This is a genomic window from Rickettsiales bacterium (assembly GCA_029252805.1).
Taxonomy (GTDB): domain Bacteria; phylum Pseudomonadota; class Alphaproteobacteria; order Rickettsiales; family JALZUV01; genus JALZUV01.
In genome coordinates this window covers 132,973-150,787 of the sequence record JAQXAR010000015.1, presented here as the reverse complement: position 1 = coordinate 150,787, position 17,815 = coordinate 132,973, and the positions used below count along the sequence as shown (strand labels likewise).

Annotated in this window: 17 protein-coding genes; 5 read left to right on the top strand and 12 right to left on the bottom strand. The window is 48.0% G+C overall.

Annotation, left to right across the window (positions count from 1 at the left end):
• Window positions 1-30 precede the first annotated feature (30 nt).
• Window positions 31-1,176, bottom strand: coding sequence for a hypothetical protein (locus tag P8P30_03465; protein ID MDG1286606.1), 1,146 nt, complete (start codon window positions 1,174-1,176; stop codon window positions 31-33).
• A gap of 177 nt (window positions 1,177-1,353) precedes the next feature.
• Between P8P30_03465 and phaC the strand changes: the two genes are divergently transcribed.
• The gene (gene phaC / locus P8P30_03460) at window positions 1,354-3,111 is read left to right on the top strand and encodes a class I poly(R)-hydroxyalkanoic acid synthase (protein ID MDG1286605.1); all 1,758 of its coding nucleotides are present in this window, start codon (window positions 1,354-1,356) and stop codon (window positions 3,109-3,111) included.
• Here phaC and P8P30_03455 read toward each other — a convergent pair whose 3' ends face one another.
• From P8P30_03455 to hppD, 8 genes are all read right to left on the bottom strand, one after another.
• Entirely contained in the window at window positions 3,112-4,275 is a 1,164-nt protein-coding gene (locus P8P30_03455; GenBank protein ID MDG1286604.1) for a hypothetical protein, read from the bottom strand. It lies immediately after the preceding gene.
• Window positions 4,276-4,391: 116 nt separating this feature from the next.
• Window positions 4,392-5,765, bottom strand: a complete 1,374-nt coding sequence (locus P8P30_03450) for a PleD family two-component system response regulator (GenBank protein MDG1286603.1) — start codon at window positions 5,763-5,765, stop codon at window positions 4,392-4,394.
• 3 nt (window positions 5,766-5,768) lie between these two features.
• Complete coding sequence (locus P8P30_03445; protein MDG1286602.1) at window positions 5,769-6,143, bottom strand: response regulator; 375 nt, start codon at window positions 6,141-6,143, stop codon at window positions 5,769-5,771.
• Window positions 6,144-6,214: 71 nt separating this feature from the next.
• Window positions 6,215-6,877, bottom strand: a complete 663-nt coding sequence (gene maiA / locus P8P30_03440) for a maleylacetoacetate isomerase (protein ID MDG1286601.1) — start codon at window positions 6,875-6,877, stop codon at window positions 6,215-6,217.
• A gap of 128 nt (window positions 6,878-7,005) precedes the next feature.
• On the bottom strand, window positions 7,006-7,998 hold the full coding sequence (locus P8P30_03435; GenBank protein MDG1286600.1) for a fumarylacetoacetate hydrolase family protein: 993 nt from the start codon (window positions 7,996-7,998) through the stop codon (window positions 7,006-7,008).
• Between the two features lie 32 nt (window positions 7,999-8,030).
• Entirely contained in the window at window positions 8,031-8,354 is a 324-nt protein-coding gene (locus P8P30_03430) for a DUF4286 family protein (GenBank protein MDG1286599.1), read from the bottom strand.
• Complete coding sequence (locus tag P8P30_03425) at window positions 8,332-9,480, bottom strand: homogentisate 1,2-dioxygenase (protein MDG1286598.1); 1,149 nt, start codon at window positions 9,478-9,480, stop codon at window positions 8,332-8,334. Before P8P30_03425 ends, P8P30_03430 begins: the two co-directional genes overlap by 23 nt.
• A gap of 97 nt (window positions 9,481-9,577) precedes the next feature.
• On the bottom strand, window positions 9,578-10,657 hold the full coding sequence (gene hppD, locus P8P30_03420; protein ID MDG1286597.1) for a 4-hydroxyphenylpyruvate dioxygenase: 1,080 nt from the start codon (window positions 10,655-10,657) through the stop codon (window positions 9,578-9,580).
• Window positions 10,658-11,038: 381 nt separating this feature from the next.
• Here hppD and P8P30_03415 point away from each other — a divergent pair, with 381 nt between their 5' ends.
• Window positions 11,039-12,361 (top strand): calcium-binding protein, encoded by a 1,323-nt coding sequence (locus tag P8P30_03415; protein ID MDG1286596.1) that lies wholly within the window; start codon window positions 11,039-11,041, stop codon window positions 12,359-12,361.
• Between the two features lie 84 nt (window positions 12,362-12,445).
• Here P8P30_03415 and P8P30_03410 read toward each other — a convergent pair whose 3' ends face one another.
• The 3 genes from P8P30_03410 to P8P30_03400 all read right to left on the bottom strand — a co-directional run bounded on the left by P8P30_03410 (window position 12,446) and on the right by P8P30_03400 (window position 15,567).
• The gene (locus tag P8P30_03410; protein ID MDG1286595.1) at window positions 12,446-13,303 is read right to left on the bottom strand and encodes a hypothetical protein; all 858 of its coding nucleotides are present in this window, start codon (window positions 13,301-13,303) and stop codon (window positions 12,446-12,448) included.
• A 348-nt stretch (window positions 13,304-13,651) separates the two neighbouring features.
• Window positions 13,652-14,527: an RNA polymerase sigma factor RpoH gene (gene rpoH, locus P8P30_03405; GenBank protein MDG1286594.1), complete on the bottom strand. Its 876-nt coding sequence runs from the start codon at window positions 14,525-14,527 to the stop codon at window positions 13,652-13,654.
• A gap of 86 nt (window positions 14,528-14,613) precedes the next feature.
• Window positions 14,614-15,567, bottom strand: a complete 954-nt coding sequence (locus P8P30_03400) for an RluA family pseudouridine synthase (GenBank protein ID MDG1286593.1) — start codon at window positions 15,565-15,567, stop codon at window positions 14,614-14,616.
• Window positions 15,568-15,622: 55 nt separating this feature from the next.
• On the opposite strand from P8P30_03400, the gene P8P30_03395 reads away from it, so the two are divergent.
• From P8P30_03395 to leuB, 3 genes are all read left to right on the top strand, one after another.
• A complete protein-coding gene (locus P8P30_03395; protein MDG1286592.1) occupies window positions 15,623-15,958 on the top strand; it encodes a 5-carboxymethyl-2-hydroxymuconate Delta-isomerase in 336 nt (111 codons plus the stop codon).
• A gap of 143 nt (window positions 15,959-16,101) precedes the next feature.
• Window positions 16,102-16,701 (top strand): 3-isopropylmalate dehydratase small subunit, encoded by a 600-nt coding sequence (leuD, locus tag P8P30_03390; protein MDG1286591.1) that lies wholly within the window; start codon window positions 16,102-16,104, stop codon window positions 16,699-16,701.
• On the top strand, window positions 16,701-17,813 hold the full coding sequence (gene leuB, locus P8P30_03385) for a 3-isopropylmalate dehydrogenase (GenBank protein ID MDG1286590.1): 1,113 nt from the start codon (window positions 16,701-16,703) through the stop codon (window positions 17,811-17,813). Before leuD ends, leuB begins: the two co-directional genes overlap by 1 nt.
• Window positions 17,814-17,815 lie beyond the last annotated feature (2 nt).

Sequence of the window (17,815 nt, the reverse complement as noted above, 5' to 3'; positions counted from 1 at the left end):
TTGTGCTAGTTTAGGTTAAAAGATGCAAGCTTATTGATAGCCACCGTCGCCATAATACACGCCAGAAGCGGCATTCGGGTTCGGTAACATCGACTCGCGCGATAACATTGGCGGCTCTTCTAACGCGCGACGAATCGGCGCATTCGCTGTTTCGCCATAATATTGACTTGAAACAGGGCTAATCATGCCGCCCGCACGTTGTCCAAAACCATTGGTAAAGGCTGCGCCTTGTCCGGCTGCATCAAAATTAGGAGAAAATTTCGGATTTTGTCCCTGAACTTGCCCTTGCGGCATACCCTCTCCACCGTAATAAAAGTTATTATATTGTGGCTCCATCGTTTCAACCGCGTAAGGATCGCGTGCAGGATGGTTTGCCGCGTGGTTTGCTGTCATGGGTTGATAGAATGAAGGCTCTTGCGGCATCACCGGCACAGGCTGCGCCTGATAACGACCATAGACCGCATCCATGCCGTAACCCGCACTGTAAGTGCCCGGTGCACTTACAGGAAGCTGACCACCATAGACGTCGCCTACCGGTGCAGCAGGCGCATACCATTGCTGCCCTCCAGCACCCATCACCGCCGCTTGCGAATGCGGCTGGGCGCTATCTTGCGCATAATAATCCGTCGCACTCACCGTTCGTGCAAGACCGGTTGAACCGGTATTATGGTAACTGCCCGGCGCGTAAGCATAAGGCATATCATAAGCCGATTGCTGCATTGCGGCGGGCTGCTGCCCTTGCATATAAGATTGCGCCTCAGGCTGCTGCGGCGCAGGTTGCGGCTGATAGCTCTGCGGGCTCGCACTGTAAGGCGTTGGCGTTACCGGATAATCTGCTGGAATTTGCGGCGCCATTTGCTGTGTCGGTGGCTGCATCTGCATCATGGGTTGTGGCTGCATCTGCATCATAGGCTGCTGCGGCACCTGCATCATCGGTTGTGGCTGCATCTGCATCATGGGTGGACGCTGCTGCATCGCCTGTTGCTGATTTTGACCCTGCATGCTTCGCTGTTTTTGTAATTCGGCACCATTCATTTGCGGCATACGCTTTGCCCCGAGCATGGCCTGCCCTACCGGTGCGGTGCGTATTTCGCCATAACCAAGCTTATTACAGGCCGAAAGACCTACGCACGCAGCGACGCTCAACATCAAGAGAGACTTTAGAGAATATGCCATGACGATACCCTGTTTTGTTCTTATTTTTTGTATTCTTTTTGCTCTTTCGCGCTATTTTTACCGCAGCAACAAAGGGAAATGCATAAACTTACAATTTATGGTAGTCTCTTCAGCGTCACGGTGTAAATACGCCACAGAAACATAATCCAATGACAATGAAACGCAATGAGAAATTCGATGAAAAATGATGATGGTTACAATAATGAAGCTTTCTTGCGCAACATGGAGAAAGCCACGCAGTTATGGCCGCAGGTTTTAGAGAAATTTTCTTCTTTCACTTCCGACAGCAAACAAACGAATGACCCTTTATCGCAAGAGGTCACTCAAGCTTTTTTAGCATTTCAAAACAGCCTCTTACAGCAATCCCCCGATGAACTAGCCAAAGCAGGATTTGAGTGGTGGACAGAGTCGCTTACCCTTGGTCAAAAACAGTTTCAGCAGTTTCTCTCTCCTTCTGAAAAAGCCTCTAATGAAGTCGAAAAAGACCGCCGCTTTCGTAGTGACTTATGGAGCGCTAACCCCTTCTATGAAAACCTAAAAGAGCAGTATAAACTCACCTCGAAACTCATTGATAGTACGCTCGATAAAGCCAATGATAATTTGGATGATCGCAGTGCTCACCTCGTTGAATTTTACGGAAAACAATGGCGTGATGCCTTATCGCCGAGCAACTATCCGTGGACAAACCCTGAAGTGCTTAATCACGCGATAGAGACCAATGGCGAAAGCATTATTGATGGCTTAGAAAACTTGATGCACGACCTTGAACAAGGTCGCATTACCATGACACCTAAAGACGCCTTCACACTCGGCAAAGATATCGCCACCACCCCCGGAAAGGTGGTGTATGAAAATGAACTCATGCAGCTAATTCAGTATGAAGCGGCGACCGATAAAGTACAAAAAACGCCCCTACTCATTACCCCCGCATGGATCAATAAATACTATATCCTCGACCTACAGCCTGAGAATTCATTGGTAAAGTGGCTCACGGATCAAGGCTTTACCGTCTTTATGATATCGTGGGTGAACCCCGATAAAGAGCATCAGAATATTGACTTCGATGACTACCTAATGCTGGGTGCGTGGGAAGCCGTACAAACAGTGCTCAAGCTGACGGGCGCAAAGAAGCTCCATATTACCGGCTATTGCTTAGGCGGAACCCTTACGAGCTGTCTGCTCGCATGGCTAGAAGCAAAGGGTAAAGCCGATTGCATCGCCTCGGCCACCTTCCTCACCACCATGGTCGATTTTGAAAAAGCGGGCGATCTCAAAATTTTCACAGAAGAATCGCAACTTCACGCACTAGAAGAAAGATTAGAAGAGCGCGGCTACCTTGAAGGTAACGAGATGGCGGCCATCTTTAACGCACTACGCCCACAAGACCTCATCTGGTCGTTTGTGGTCAGTAATTACCTGATGGGTAAAACGCCGCTCTCTTTCGACCTCCTCTATTGGAATGGCGATGTGACAGGCATGCCAGCTAAGATGCATTTATTCTACCTACGTGAAATGTATCTCAATAACAGCCTCGCTCAAAACAAGCTCACTCTATCAGGCGAAAAAATCGAACCCAGCTGTATCAAAACGCCAAGCTACATGATTTCCGCACAGGATGACCATATCGCGCCGTGGCGCGCAACCTATGCCAGCACACAGCTCTATAAAGGCGAGACACGCTTTATACTTTCAGGTTCCGGCCATATTGGCGGCGTCGTCAATCCACCTTATAAAAAGAAATATGGATGGCGTAGTGCTGATAGCCTACCTGCTGAAGCAAGTGAGTGGCTCGAAAAGAGCGTGCAGCATGAAGGTTCATGGTGGGACGATTGGGCCGATTGGTTACGCTCGCAAAGTGATGAGAGCATTCCAGCGCGGCAAATTAAAGAATCTCTTGAGGATGCACCTGGAAGCTACGTAAAGGTGCGTGTTTAACTACATTCCCGGTTGCTTGGGCCCATCGCGCCCGGCTTTGCGAGCACTTTCATAATCTCTCCACGCGGTAGATTCTACTTCTGCCGCTTCGGGAACATTATCTGTTTGGCCAGAGCCAACAAACTGCTTCACACTATTGAGGGCTTTAGTCCCTGTTTGCGTCACGTTATTCAGCGCTCTCGTTCCGCTTCTTTTCATATTATTTTGAACGGTTCTGGCTTTCTCCTTCACCTGAGCCACGCCATCATCCCATTGCTGCTTATAACTGACATCCGCATAGGCGCCTGAACGTTTTCCGTGTACCGCAAACACCAGTTCACGCGCATTCATGCGGTCTTCGTTAATCGCCGTAGTAATCTCATCTAGCTTGATACGCTCACCAAATTGCAGTGCTACGCGCTGTTGATCCACCGGGCTTAACTGTGCAAGTGGTGCACCAAAGTTCTGCTGAATCAGATCCCCCATTTGAGGGTTGGCCGCAATATAAGCTTCAAGCACCTGGGCGTGGGTTAGCTGCTTACCCTTAGTGCGCTGCCATTCGAGAGATTTAACCAGTTCAACCGTTGTTGGTGTATCAATCTTATAGTGCTTTTCGGCAGCAATTTTGACTATTGGACGAGCAATTTGAAACGAAACTAGCCCAGTGATAGCGGCTGCTATTTTGGTTCCAGCACCAACCGCGACAACGGCCGCTCCCACAGGTGCAGCCACTGACGCTATCACCATCGCCGCAGCAGCAAAACCAAACACACCAGCAGCTAGCCAAATACCCGTACTGACATTGCGTTTTGTTTTTTCCCTATCTAGCTGTTCCTTGATACTTGGGTTTTGAGTTGCCAAATTTTCTAAATCATCAACGCTTACTGAATGACCGTCTTTTTGGAACACAGCGGAGAGCTCCTTGCGATACATTCCGGCAAGCTGCTCCTTATTGTGCTCATAATCTTTTTGGTTCAGATAGGCCTGAAGACCGATCCCGGTCCCCACACCCAGCAAGCCACTTGCGTAGAACACTCCCGCACCACCCGACATCCCAGCCGTAGCAGCTCCGGCTGCAGTCATCAAGCGCAGCATTAAGCGAGCGGCCATACCACCAGCATAGCGCTTTCCACGGCTTAACTGATAAGCCGCTTCGTCTACTGCATGTTGAGCACTATAAACCATTGTTTCTCCATGAGGCGTAATGCCCCACTCTTATTCTACCGAAAAAGAGTGCAAAGAAATGTTAAGGTTGTGTGAATTTGGAAATTCACTATTGATACAAATCAATAAGTTAGCAATTATTCATTTGGCGTAACGAACACTTTATTGCGCCCCTGCTCTTTGGCTTGGTAAAGCGCAGTATCCGCGCGTTTCAGCAATTCTGCCCCCGTATCTCCCATCGGATTGAGGGTACTCACGCCAATACTCGCTGTTTTATTGATCTGCCCAACCTCATGTGTGATGGTAAAAGGCGTTCGCTCAATACCTGCTCTGGTACGCTCCGCAGCCTCGATAGCATCTTGTAATTTAGCGCCCGGCATAAGAATCACAAACTCTTCTCCGCCGAAACGAGCGGCTAAATCTGAAGTACGCACTTCAGCACTAATCAACTTAGCAAGTTGTTGTAAAACCTGATCTCCACAATCGTGACCATAATCATCATTCACGAGCTTAAAATGATCCATATCCATAATCATCAAGGATAATGGCTTATAGCTAGCCAATGAACTGCGCACCATATTTTCCAAGTGGGCATCCAAATAGTTACGATTATGTAGGCCAGTTAGACCATCCGTAATCGCCATGGAAATACTTTCCTGATAATTCGATTTTAGCGCCTCTTGGTAGCGCTTGCGGCGCACTTGTGTACGAATACGGGCGCGTAATTCACTTGGATCAGCCGGTACAACCAGATAATCATTCACCCCCATATCAAGCCCTTTAAGCACGATATGCTGTTCAAATTCATCCACCAAAATCACGATTGGAACGTGACGCAATGCCTCTTGGCTCTTAAATTGCGTCGCCAAACGCAAACCATCCACCTCTTCCAACATCGTTGAAATCACGATCACATCGAAATTCCCACCCAGCGCTACATTATGCGAATGTTCAGGTTCATTGACGCTATCGACGTCGTAATCAGTCGATAGGTTTTCACGGATACGCTTGATTTGCGCCAAATCATCATCAATCAATAACACGCGCGCGCCAGTTACATCGGAAAGCAAGGCATCACTAGGATTCTTAACTCCCATCTGTGTGCCTGTTTGATCACGTAAACGTAATTCATCCACCAACATTTTAGTCCGCACGAGAGACTTTAAACGCGCCATCAGTGCGACATCATTGATCGGCTTTGTCAGGAAGTCATCCGCGCCGGATTCCAGCCCTTTGACGCGATCATGAACTTCGTTCAGCGCCGTGACCATCACGACGGGAATATGAGAAGTTTCACTATCTGCTTTCAGTTTTTGGCAGCATTCAAAGCCGTCCATACCCGGCATCATCACATCGAGGAGGATTAAATCGGGTTTTTGCTCTTTTGCTTGTTCAATCGCTTTAAAGCCATCTTCGGCCGTGATCACGTCATAATACTCAGCCATCAGTTTGACTTCGAGCAACTTTACATTGGCAGGGACATCATCAACAACGAGTATTTTAGCACTCATTTATTACGCCGCCGCATCCAAGAATTGCTTCACTGTCTCTAGGAAACTCGTGATGGAAATAGGTTTAGAAATGTAGGCCTCGCACCCTGCACGTAAGATTTTCTCTTCATCATCTTTCATCGCAAACGCCGTCACCGCAATGATCGGAATATCTGCAACAGAGGGTTCCGCTTTGATACGACGCGTGACATCCAAACCAGAGATTTCTGGTAGCTGGATATCCATCAAAATCAAGTCCGGCATTTCGCGCTTGGCTAAATCGAGAGCATTAAGCCCTTCCTTAGTTTCAACCGTGATGTAACCATTCGCTTCCAGCAAATCGCGGAAGAGCTTTAGGTTAAGATCGTTATCTTCAATAATCAGTATTTTTTTGGCCATAGTTCCTGTCCTTTTAGGGCAGTCATTAATCTGCACCATAAATGTTAATATAGTGTTTACAACCCCTGCTTTTAAGAGGGATTCGGACAATCAGGTTGTTTCTCGGGTGCCGCTGCATCAAAAGCGAGGTGCTGCAACGCATATTCATACACGGCCATAAGCCGCGGATAGGCTGACATATCCACCTTAAACCGCAGCGCGTTGTATATTTGTGGCACTAAACAAATATCTGCATGGCTTGGCGTGTTTCCGAAGCAAAATTCCCCGCTTTGACCTTCCAACATGCCTTCACACACCAAAAATCCTTTATGCATCCAATGATGCATCCATTGCATCTTCTGCGAATCTTCTAGCGATAACTCACCCACCAGATATTTCAAAACACGCAAATTATTGATCGGATGCATTTCCGACGATATCACATTCGCAAAGGCGCGAACCTTCGCTCGCAACACATAATCAGCAAATAATAGTGGCGTATCAGGATAGTTTTCTTCCAACCATTCGAGCATCGCTGCCGATTGCGTTAGAATCGTCCCATCTTCCAGCTCGAAAGCCGGAACTGCGCCGGCGGGGTTCACCGCCTTATAGGCATCCCCATGCTGCTCGCCTTTAAGCAGATTCACAAATACCGTCTCTTGCGGGACAATATTTTTCAAATTCAACGCAATACGTAACCGATAAGCCGTCGAAGAACGAAAATAGGAGTAGAATTTCTTAATAGATTGACTCACCTATCTCCCAACCTTTTCAAGACCTTGACCGGCTTTCTTAATGTCCGTCCCGATACCCTGAACCGTATTGCAGGCAGAGAGTAAAAAGAGAGAAAGAACCAAGCCAATAATTATTCTATGCATCATCATTACCCTTTATATTCAACCACTTTTTGTTCGATCGACCCGAAGATTGTTTTACCTTCTTCGTCAAACATTTCGATTTTCACATGATCACCAAAGCTCATAAACGGCGTCGTCATTTCGCCATTTTCGATTTTCTCAATCATACGGCGCTCTGCCAAACATGAAGAACCGGTTGAGCGATCCACATTTGAAACCGTACCGGAACCAATCAATGTACCCGCTCCCAAATGGCGCGTTTTTGCGGCATGAGCGATCAACTCGCCAAAGTGGAAGGTCATATCGACCCCCGCATTCGGGCGACCAAATTCTTTGTCGTTAAGTGTCGTCACCAATGGCAAATGCACTTTTCCGTCTTTCCATACCGAGCCAAGAACATCCGGCGTCACCGCGATTGGCGAGAAGGCACAAGCCGGCTTACTATGGAAGAAACCGAAGCCTTTTCCGAGTTCACCCGGAATCAAATTACGCAGTGATACATCATTGACGAGCATAATAAGGCGGACATGTTGCAACGCATCCGTCGCACTCACACCCATTGGAACATCACCCGTTACAACCGTAATTTCACTTTCAAAATCAATACCATGACCTTCGCTCACCGCTTCGATATCGTCACGAGGACCAACAAACTGATCGGAGCCGCCTTGATACATGAGAGGATCTGTCCAGAAGCTTTCTGGCATCTCAGCACCACGCGCTTTACGCACAAGCTCAACGTGATTCACATAAGCCGAACCATCGGCCCACTGGAATGCACGCGGCAGTGGGGAATGCATCTTTGCCGGATCAAATTCTATCACGTCAGCATCCAATTCGCCGGCGCAAAGCTTATCGCACACTTCTTGAAGCTGTGGCGCAACTTCGTCCCAATCATCCATCGCTTCTTGCATCGTATAAGCGATATCTGTCACCGTCACACATTTACTGTGGCACTTACTGATCACAACCAACACACCATCGCGTGAACCGTCTTCTTTTAATGTTCCGAGTCTCATGAGAATTCCTCTGTTTGAATATAGATTAGATATTAGCCTTTTATCGTCTTTCGCTCGAAGGCAAAAGCAGAAATTTGGGCGGCGTAGGTTTCCTTAAAAGCATTGCGCATTTCATCCGCATAAGTCGCTTCATAAGAAGCGAAATTAGCTTCAGTGATTTGGTACGAAACCGTAAACACATCGCTTGCCTGCTGAATATTAGCCGTCACGAATAGCGCGTCACCACGAGCACCTTTCAGCGCCAGCATTTCCTGCACATGCAGCTTCAACCACTCACCATAAGGCGGAGTAACGGGCTGCAAGAGCGAGATTTTAACCTGATAAAGCACGTTTCTAGCCTTTCCAGCTATCAACATAGCCTTTCCACTCAGTATCGGCGATGCCATCATCCAGCTCGACTGCGTCACGCGTATCAATCATCACCGCCACCTCTTCCAACATCTTTGGAGGATCGGTCATTTTACGTGTTTTATCAGCTTCTGCAGCGATATTAAACGCTTTCGGGTGTGGACCGTGCGGGAAACCGCATGGATGGAAACTGAGCATGCCTGGGTGGATATTATCGCGACTGAAGAACTCGCCTTCGTGATAGAAGATGACCTCATCAAAATCGTTATTGGAGTGGTAGAAAGGCACTTTCAGCGCCCCGGGGTCCATCTCAGCCGGGCGTGGCGCAAAAGTGCAGACCACAAAGCGGCTCGTCATGAAGGTCGTATGCGCGCTTGGTGGCAAGTGATAACGATGGCTCATCAGCGGACGAATATCGCGCCAGTTGATTTTGACCGGCAAGTTATCACCATGCCAACTAACCACATCCAACGGATTAAACGGGAACGTCACCGTCGATAAACCACCGCGCGCTTTAATCACTACGTTCCATTCTTCAGAAGAGGACATTTGCGCTTTATAGGCATCGTCAATTTTAGGCACATCGAGCATCGCTTGATCGAAAATCGCATGCGGGCCGACCATGCCTTTATCCGGCAGTTGGAAATAGTCATTCGTGGCTTCCATCAACAGGATGGTCGCTTCACCCTTGCATTCCAAACGCCAGCGTAGCGCACGTGGTAGCACGATATAATCACCCGATTTAAAGGTCATATGACCAAAATCGCAGAATAGACTCCCTTCGCCGCTATGCACGAACAGCAGATCATCGCCATCGCCATTACAGGCAAGATGGTCCATCTTTCCACTCGTTTTCCAAATGCGGAAATCAAGCGTATGATTATGCATAATACGTTGTGCTTTCCAGGGAGTATTACTCACCCCTTCTAGCTTATTCAGATCAAAGGCTTGCGGACGCAACGGTCCTTCCCAATTGATCCAACCGGTTGGCGGATTGGCATGGCTTAAGTGAGAGCAAGGGCCGAAGAAGCCTTCTTTGCCAAACTCACGCTCATAGGTACCTTCCGGCAAATCGCAATGCGCTTGGCGTGCGGCATCGCCTTCAATACGGGGGAAACTAATGTGCTTTTTCATTATATCTACTCCTCATGTCGCCCCGTATTTATCACGAGGCTATTTCGGTAATTTAGGGACGAATGGAAGCACCCCGCCCGCAAAGGCGGGGCGACAATTAACCTGTTGCTTCGATAACGCCACGCTTGATTTGATCTTCTTCGATCGACTCAAACAAGGCTTGGAAGTTACCCTCACCAAAGCCCTCATTGCCTTTACGTTGAATCACTTCAAAGAATAGCGGCCCAATCACCGTATTAGTAAAGATTTGCAATAGCAGCTCTTCTTCATGCGTTTTATCAATACCTTCGCCGTCAATCAGGATACGGTTTTTGCGCATACGCTCGACATCATGGCCATGGTTAGGCACACGTGCATCAATACGGTCAAAGTAAGTATCTGGCGTATCCATGAACTCCATACCATCAGCACGCAAGCTTTCAACAGATTCAAAAATATCACGACTAGCAAGTGCGATATGCTGGATACCTTCACCATTATGCTCACGCAGATATTCTTCAATTTGCGACTTATCGTCAGAAGATTCGTTGATTGGAATACGAATCTTGCCATCAGGCGACGTCATCGCACGAGATTTCAAGCCTGTGACTTTACCGGCAATATCAAAATAGCGAATTTCGCGGAAGTTAAACAAATCCGTGTAGTAATTCGCCCATTTATCCATGTTACCTTGGCTTACATTATGCGTCAGGTGATCGATCTCATAAAGACCCGCACCTTTAGGGTGACGCTCAACGCCTGCGTGGAAGTCAAAATCTGTATCGTAAATTTCGCCCGCATCGCCGTAAGTATCCACCAGATACACCAAGCTTCCGCCGATTCCTTTAAGCGCTGGAATCGTTAATTCCAATGGGCCAGCATTGCTTTCAACAATCTCGTAGCCTTGCTCTTTTGCACGCGCCATTGCTTTTGGCACGTCCTTGATGCGGAATGCCATCGCGTTCGCTGACGGGCCATGCGTTTCGGTAAAATCACGCGGCTGACCATCAGTCTCTTTATTGAGAATGAAGTTGATGCCGCCTTGGCGCCATAGCGTCACGTTCTTAGCTTTGTGCTTAGCCACTTCGGTAAAGCCGAGGTCCGTGAATAGTTTTTCTAATTCTTCTGGGTTTTTGCTCGCATATTCTACGAATTCAAAGCCATCAGTTCCCATTGGGTTTTCAAATAAATCAGTCATGTTCAGTTCCTAAATATTGTTGCCATTACTTGGCAAATTAATCGATATAATGAGGCCGGTAGGCCAAGTGAGCCATCAGCCCACGAAGTGGCGCGCTATGTGAACGACAACAGTCGCGATAGCGGGCGCAAAACAATGCGTTATCGGTTGGTATTAGACCAGGGTAGGAGCGCGTTCCACGCAGAGTTTGAATGATGTTGCATGCAGGCTATATACACAAAATCTAGCCATCTGTCACGCTCAATCGTTACTGTCGACTGGTTTCTCCTCGCCTCTATTCGCACTTCTGATACTGCAAGACGCGCTCGCCTATTCGCAAAACTTAAACATTCTTTAAGCTCTCACCGCTAAACTAAGGGCTCAATCAAGGGATCTCATTTTATGTCAGTTATTCATACTTCCACCCGATCGACTCTAGGCTTAAGCCCTACCGCTGCTGATAGTGTCACCACGGCAATCCAGAACCTTAACATCGGCGGCGGAGCCTTGCTCCCCACCACCATTACCGATGGTACGGATGGCAATGATACCTTCACCGCTCCCTCTAATACCAATTATGTGTTCGCTTTTGGTGGAGATGACCTCATCGACAATACTGGCAGCAATGCACTTCTTTTTGGGGGCGCGGGTAGCGATACCTTTATCATCGCCAATAACACCCTCCTTTCAGGCTTCAAAGATGGCAGCATCTTAGATTTTGAGGTAGGTTTGGATAAAATTGATCTCTCCGCGTTTGAGATTGCCAGTTTTAGTGACCTGACCCTTTCACCCAATACGAGTGGCACGCTAGGCAACTTCACTCAAATCAGCAATGTGACAGCAAACCTTACATTGGAAGTTTCGGCCACAAGCGGTTTAGATAGCTTAACAGCTGACTCATTCACCTTTAGCCCCCTCACAACACCGGCGGAAGAAACGACCTCTGGCGGCGATGGAACCGATACTACCAGCACTGGCAGCAGCACAACAAGCACAGCAACATTGCCTGACTTCGTATTACCTACATTAGCCGCTGTTGCAGCGGCAGCGGGCGGCCTTACGCTTAGTGGGGACGGCTTAATCACCACCCTCACCGGCGGCACAGGCGGCGACCTTCTTCAAGGCGCAGCAGGGGCGATCGCAGAAACCCTACTCGGCGGCGATGGTATTGATAACATTCTCGGCGGTGAGGGTACCGACACTCTCTTTGGCGGCAGCACTCGCGTTGACCCAACCGATAGCGGTGATTTCCTCTATGGTGGCGCCGGTAACGATACGATTTTTGGCAATGGTGGCGATGATATTTTAATCGGCGGCACAGGCCTTAGCGATCTAACGGATGGCGACGACAGCCTCATTGGCGGCGCCGGAAATGACACCCTTATCGGTAATTCTGGTAACGATACCCTGTTCGGGCAAATCGGCAATGATACGCTCAATGGCGGCACTGGCGACGATATTTTCGTATTCGGCTATAGCACAGGTCAAGACCTCGTCGCAGGTTTTGAAGGCGCGGGCGCAGTCGGTGGAGACCAGTTACATATTCTGGCCAATCTCAATAATTCAGCCATTGATACTGCGGCAGAAGTGATTGCCGCCGCTAGCTTTGTCGATGGCGGCGCGATCATTAACCTCGGCTCAGGCAATAGTATCACCCTACTAGGCATTACAAGCCTGATCGAAAGCGATATTCAAATTATCAGCGACCTAGGAATCCCCACCTGAAAAACTAAAAGGGCTGCTTCCGTGTTTATATTTTTCAATATAAACACCAGAAACAGCCCTTTGGCAGTTTGGTAAGATGGGGTATTAGAGCCTCATCTGTTCGGCAATGCACTCACCGATCCTTCGTCCTGCCTCTTCGCAGCCTTCAGCTGAGAGGTGCCAGATATCTTTAGGCTTACCTTCAGGGTCGGCTTCTCTAGCGGTTTCGATACCGTCAGTATCTCCACCGTAATGGATATTACCATTCTCAGCGATCAACTCACGCTGAGCATCCCGCAACAATGCGGTGGCATGGTTCATCTTATTGATAAACTTCTGCGAGTATCCTCTGTTTACCATTCCTGTTGAATCGGGAAAACCCGTCAACACGATGAAATAGTCAATCGGCACACCCACCTCCTGCTCAACATAATCGAACAACGCCTTTGTTGCCCGCTTGTAGATGGCAACTGCTTCCATGATGTTGTCAGCGCGTAGAAAAGCTGAGATATCGCTTTCGCCTTGTAACCAAGGCACTTTGGGTAAAACCACTCCGCCCTTTTCTTCAAGGACGGTTTCGTACTGGAATTTAATAACTTTCGCCATTTTAATCCCTGCTACCCCAACTGTATCAGCCTTCGGGCGCCAGAAAATCTTTTCCGGACCTCTCTTGCCAGGCTGATCGCCATTAACAATGGCTCCACCTGTTGCTGGAGTAAGCATTTTCCGAGCTGCGTGATCTTTGAGCAACGCAACCGTTGGAAATCCGGTTAACTCTTCCACTACTCTTTCGATCTCCGTTCCCCCTGATTCTTTATCACCCTTTAGATTTTTCATCTGACCGGCTTTAGATTGACCAGATGGTGGAGTGATGCAGGTTGTATCCACCTGCGTTTGAAAATCTGTAGAATCCACTTGCCCTTGCAAGTTGACCACGAGGAAGCAGATAAATACTATCCCCATGGGTATTCTTAATAATCTCATTTTTTAGAGTTTAAGAAGTTAAATATACATCGCTTACGCAACATACCACTTCAAGATGAAGTGCTTTTATTATTTTAAACCATACAATATCTCCGCTTTTGGGGGAGAGAATTGACTTTGAAATTCAGACCTCAATCTCATTCAAGAGTAAGAGGGGTGTAGATGCGCATACCATTAGGTATAAAGGATCAAAATAAACTCGTGGCCTATGGCCGGGTTTACGCGCGTATTTCCCGCACAAACCTAGCAATAGAACCCATTCATTACAGTAGAATAAATATTAATATTTATTAATCTTTTGTGACGATTCGCTTATTTCGCTACAATTTAAGCGTCTTCTAACTCAGGAGCGGGAAGCATTGCGGATTGGAGTTTCTCCATCGCGCGGGTTTCAATTTGGCGAATGCGCTCGCGGCTCACACCGTATTTTTGGCTCAATTCTTCCAATGTCACCACAGGCTCAGACAGTTTACGCAACGCAATAATATCCTGTTCACGTTCATTCAAATCAGCCATCGCTGTGCCCAATGCTTCATGACGGATGTTGCTTTGCTGAATTTGCGAGAGCGCATTTTCTTGCGTGATATCATCATCGGCGAGCAAGTTAATCCACTCATCTTCGCTCTCATGACCGATCTTTTTGTTCAGTGAGTGATCGCCGCCAACCATGCGCGCATTCATCGCATCAATGTCTTTGATCGGAACATTCAGCTCTTCGGAGATTTCTTTCAGCTGCTCTGGGGTGAGCGCATGATCTTCGTAAGCGCCTAAACGGGCTTTCATTTTCTTTAAGTTAAAGAATAACCGTTTTTGCGTCGCACTCGTGCCGACTTTCACAATCGACCAGCTTTTTAGCACATATTCTTGAATCGAGGCACGAATCCACCACATAGCGTAGGTGGAAAGACGGAAGCCCTTGTCCGGCTCGAATTTCTTTACGGCCTGCATGAGACCAATATTACCTTCGGAAATAATTTCTGCGAGGGACAGGCCATAACCGCGATAGCCAAAGGCGATTTTCGCGACAAGGCGCAAATGACTGGTGACAAGTTGCTGAGCCGCATCCGCATCCTCATGTTCTTTCCACCGCTTACCGAGCATATATTCCTGATCCGCTTCCAACATAGGAAAACGCTTAATCTGATCCAAATACCGGCGCAGACCGGATTCGGGTGATATTGCAGGTAAACTCATTGTAGCCATAATAATCTATCCTTCGTCAGCAAGAGAAAAATATTACAAAAATTCTTATTTTCAACCCTTGCCCCATAACTATAGGCAAAATCCCGTTAGTTTGCAAGAGTAAGCCGCTGCACTAATTCGGAAAACTCTTGACGATAGGCGGCTTTCAGCGTGATAAGCTCTTCTGTTTTAGGGTGTAAAAAGGCAATTCCCACCGCATGTAACATCTGCTTTTTATGCGGCGCGATGATCTGCTGCAACTCTTTATTCGCCAATTTACGTGCCCGCCCATAAGTCGGGTCTCCCACCAACGGATGCCCTAGATGCGACAGATGCACACGAATTTGATGCGTACGACCGCTTTCCAACTTACATTCAAACAAGCTTAATCCTCCCTCATATCGGTGGAGCACTTTGTAATGCGTACGCGCTTCTTTGCCGGTGCCCTTCTCCACCACCGCCATCTTTTTACGATCACGGCTGGAGCGGCCAATTGGTGCATCCACCACGCCGCTCATCGGCATCGGACAGCCATAGCAAAGCGCATGATAGGTCCGACTTAAGCTGCGATCCTTCAGCTGCGCCGCCAGATATTGGTGCGCCACATCATGCTTAGCCACAATAATCGCGCCACTCGTATCCTTATCTAACCGGTGCACAATGCCCGGACGCTGCACCCCGCCGATACCGGAAAGCGTATCGCCGCAATGCGCAAGCAAACCATGTACCAATGTCGCATTACGCTCGCCGGGTGCTGGATGCACCGTAAGCCCGGCAGGTTTATTGATAACAACCAGATCATCATCCTCAAACAGAATATCCAAATCCATTTCAACGGGAGACAAATCCATCTCCACCGGTTCAGGGATAATAAGCGTCAGCTCTTTATGCTGCGGGTTCAATTTTAATGATGCGTCCTTACAAATCTGACCATCAAGGGTGAGAGCTCCCTCACCTATCAAGCGCTGCACTTGGCTTCGCGATATTTCAGCAAGCTCGCCCGAGAGCCATTTATCAAGACGTTGACCATAGCCGGATTCAGAAATTTCAATTTTATGCATGCAGAACTCTTAAACAGTATGGACTATCCGCACAAGCTGAGATAGAAGCTATTTTATGCCACATCTATTAGTTGAATATTCAAAGAACCTGAGCACTCACGTTCACGAAAGTGAGCTTTTACAACAGCTCCACAAAACCATTGAGACATCAGGGATTTTTGACAAATCCTCTTTAAAATCAAGAAGTTTTGGTTATGATGAAGTCGTGATCACAGGCAATAATGAGAGCTTCTTGCATATTACGCTTTCCATGCTGGCTGGTCGCACGGTTGAAACACGCCGCGCCTTAGCACAGTCCATTTCCAGCATTACGAAGGCTCTCGTCCCTTTTACGGATAAAGTTTCTGTTGAAATTCGCGAAATGGATGCTGAAACTTATCAGAAGAGTTAATATATAAGTGCTGAAGCGCCGCGTAAGCGGGAGTCAGCTCTCACTCCATACAAGATCAGAAATCTGATGAGCCAGCCTTGCTGGCCTTGCCTCTAGCGTAGAATATATGTATAAAACCTTTTTTAAATTTTAGGATACGACCCATGCAACCACTTAAGTCATTAGAGGCGATTGCCGCCCCGCTGCCCATTTTGAATGTCGATACTGACATGATTATTCCCAAACAGTTTCTCAAAACGGTAAAACGCACTGGTTTGGGTATCAATCTATTTGACGAAATGCGCTTTGATAATGACGGTAACGAAGTGGCTGATTTCGTTTTAAATAACGAACCTTACCGCAATGCGGGTATTATCATCGGTGCGGATAACTTTGGTTGTGGTTCATCACGCGAACACGCGCCTTGGGCTTTGCTAGATTTCGGTATCAAATGCATTATCGCACCAGATTTCGCCGATATTTTCTACAATAATTGCTTCAAAAACGGTATGCTGCCGATGCGCTTACCGCAAGATCAGGTAGATACGTTGATGGCCTATGCAACGGAGCAAGAGAATCCTGTGATGAGTGTTGATATTGAAACTCAGGAAGTGATTGCCGGCAACCACCGCTTCTCTTTCGAGCTAGACCCCTTCCGCAAAAAATGCCTGATGGAAGGTCTTGATGATATCGGCCTAACGATGGAGAAAGTCTCTCACATCGCCACCTATGAAACGACTCGTAAACCTTGGTTAGCAGCATAATGACAAAACATATCCTCCTCCTGCCCGGTGATGGCATCGGCCCTGAAGTTTGCGCACAAGTTAGCAAATTGATTGATTGGCTCAACGCCAATACCGATAAACAATTCACGACGGAGACTAAGCTCGTCGGTGGCGCAGCCTATGATGATAGCGGCTCTCCGCTTCCGCAAGACACGCTTGATGCGGCCAAAGCAGCAGACGCTGTTTTGCTTGGCGCCGTTGGTGGCCCTAAATGGGAACCGCTACCGATTGCCGTTCGTCCTGAAAAAGGCCTCCTCGGTTTACGTAAAGAACTTGAACTTTTCGCCAACCTACGCCCTGCTATGTGCTTTGAAGCCTTAGCTGAAGCTTCTACACTCAAGCATGAGGTGATTAGCGGTCTTGATATTATGATCGTGCGCGAGCTAACAGGCGGTATCTATTTCGGCGAACCTCGCGGCGTAAAAACCCTCAATGACGGCCAACGCATGGGCTATAACACCTACACTTACACCACGAATGAAGTCCACCGTATCGGACGCGTCGCTTTTGACCTCGCGAAGAAACGTGATGGCCGTGTGTGCTCGGTCGATAAAGCCAACGTGCTCGAATGCACAGAAATGTGGCGCGAAGAAATGATCGAATTGCATAAATCCGAATATGCCGATCAAGAACTCAGCCATATGTATGTCGATAATGCCGCGATGCAGCTCGTGCGCAATCCTAAACAGTTTGATGTGATGGTCACCGGCAATATGTTCGGCGATATCTTATCGGATTGCGCGGCAATGCTCACGGGCTCACTTGGTATGCTGCCTTCTGCCTCTCTGGGTGCAGAAAAAGACGGAAAAACGCCCGGCATGTATGAACCTGTTCATGGCTCTGCACCGGATATTGCAGGCCAAAACCTTGCCAACCCAATTGCCACCATCCTAAGCTTCGCGATGATGCTTCGCTATAGCTTCGGCTATATGGCAGAAGCGGATGCGGTTGAAGCTGCTGTCGATAGCGCACTGGCTGATGGCTACCGCACCGGCGACATCATGCAAGATGGAATGCAGCCATTAGGCACCGAGGAAATGGGCGACACCATCCTCAAAGCCCTTGCCAACAAGCAACAGAAAGCCGCATAATC

Bases quoted from the DNA above. Each gene is read 5' to 3' on its own strand.
- P8P30_03465 (MDG1286606.1), bottom strand. From the start codon at position 1,176: ATGGCATATTCTCTAAAGTCTCTCTTGATGTTGAGCGTCGCTGCGTGC.
- phaC (MDG1286605.1), top strand. From the start codon at position 1,354: ATGAAAAATGATGATGGTTACAATAATGAAGCTTTCTTGCGCAACATG.
- P8P30_03455 (MDG1286604.1), bottom strand. From the start codon at position 4,275: ATGGTTTATAGTGCTCAACATGCAGTAGACGAAGCGGCTTATCAGTTA.
- P8P30_03450 (MDG1286603.1), bottom strand. From the start codon at position 5,765: ATGAGTGCTAAAATACTCGTTGTTGATGATGTCCCTGCCAATGTAAAG.
- P8P30_03445 (MDG1286602.1), bottom strand. From the start codon at position 6,143: ATGGCCAAAAAAATACTGATTATTGAAGATAACGATCTTAACCTAAAG.
- P8P30_03435 (MDG1286600.1), bottom strand. From the start codon at position 7,998: ATGAGACTCGGAACATTAAAAGAAGACGGTTCACGCGATGGTGTGTTG.
- P8P30_03430 (MDG1286599.1), bottom strand. From the start codon at position 8,354: ATGTTGATAGCTGGAAAGGCTAGAAACGTGCTTTATCAGGTTAAAATC.
- P8P30_03425 (MDG1286598.1), bottom strand. From the start codon at position 9,480: ATGAAAAAGCACATTAGTTTCCCCCGTATTGAAGGCGATGCCGCACGC.
- hppD (MDG1286597.1), bottom strand. From the start codon at position 10,657: ATGACTGATTTATTTGAAAACCCAATGGGAACTGATGGCTTTGAATTC.
- P8P30_03415 (MDG1286596.1), top strand. From the start codon at position 11,039: ATGTCAGTTATTCATACTTCCACCCGATCGACTCTAGGCTTAAGCCCT.
- P8P30_03410 (MDG1286595.1), bottom strand. From the start codon at position 13,303: ATGGGGATAGTATTTATCTGCTTCCTCGTGGTCAACTTGCAAGGGCAA.
- rpoH (MDG1286594.1), bottom strand. From the start codon at position 14,527: ATGGCTACAATGAGTTTACCTGCAATATCACCCGAATCCGGTCTGCGC.
- P8P30_03400 (MDG1286593.1), bottom strand. From the start codon at position 15,567: ATGCATAAAATTGAAATTTCTGAATCCGGCTATGGTCAACGTCTTGAT.
- P8P30_03395 (MDG1286592.1), top strand. From the start codon at position 15,623: ATGCCACATCTATTAGTTGAATATTCAAAGAACCTGAGCACTCACGTT.
- leuD (MDG1286591.1), top strand. From the start codon at position 16,102: ATGCAACCACTTAAGTCATTAGAGGCGATTGCCGCCCCGCTGCCCATT.
- leuB (MDG1286590.1), top strand. From the start codon at position 16,701: ATGACAAAACATATCCTCCTCCTGCCCGGTGATGGCATCGGCCCTGAA.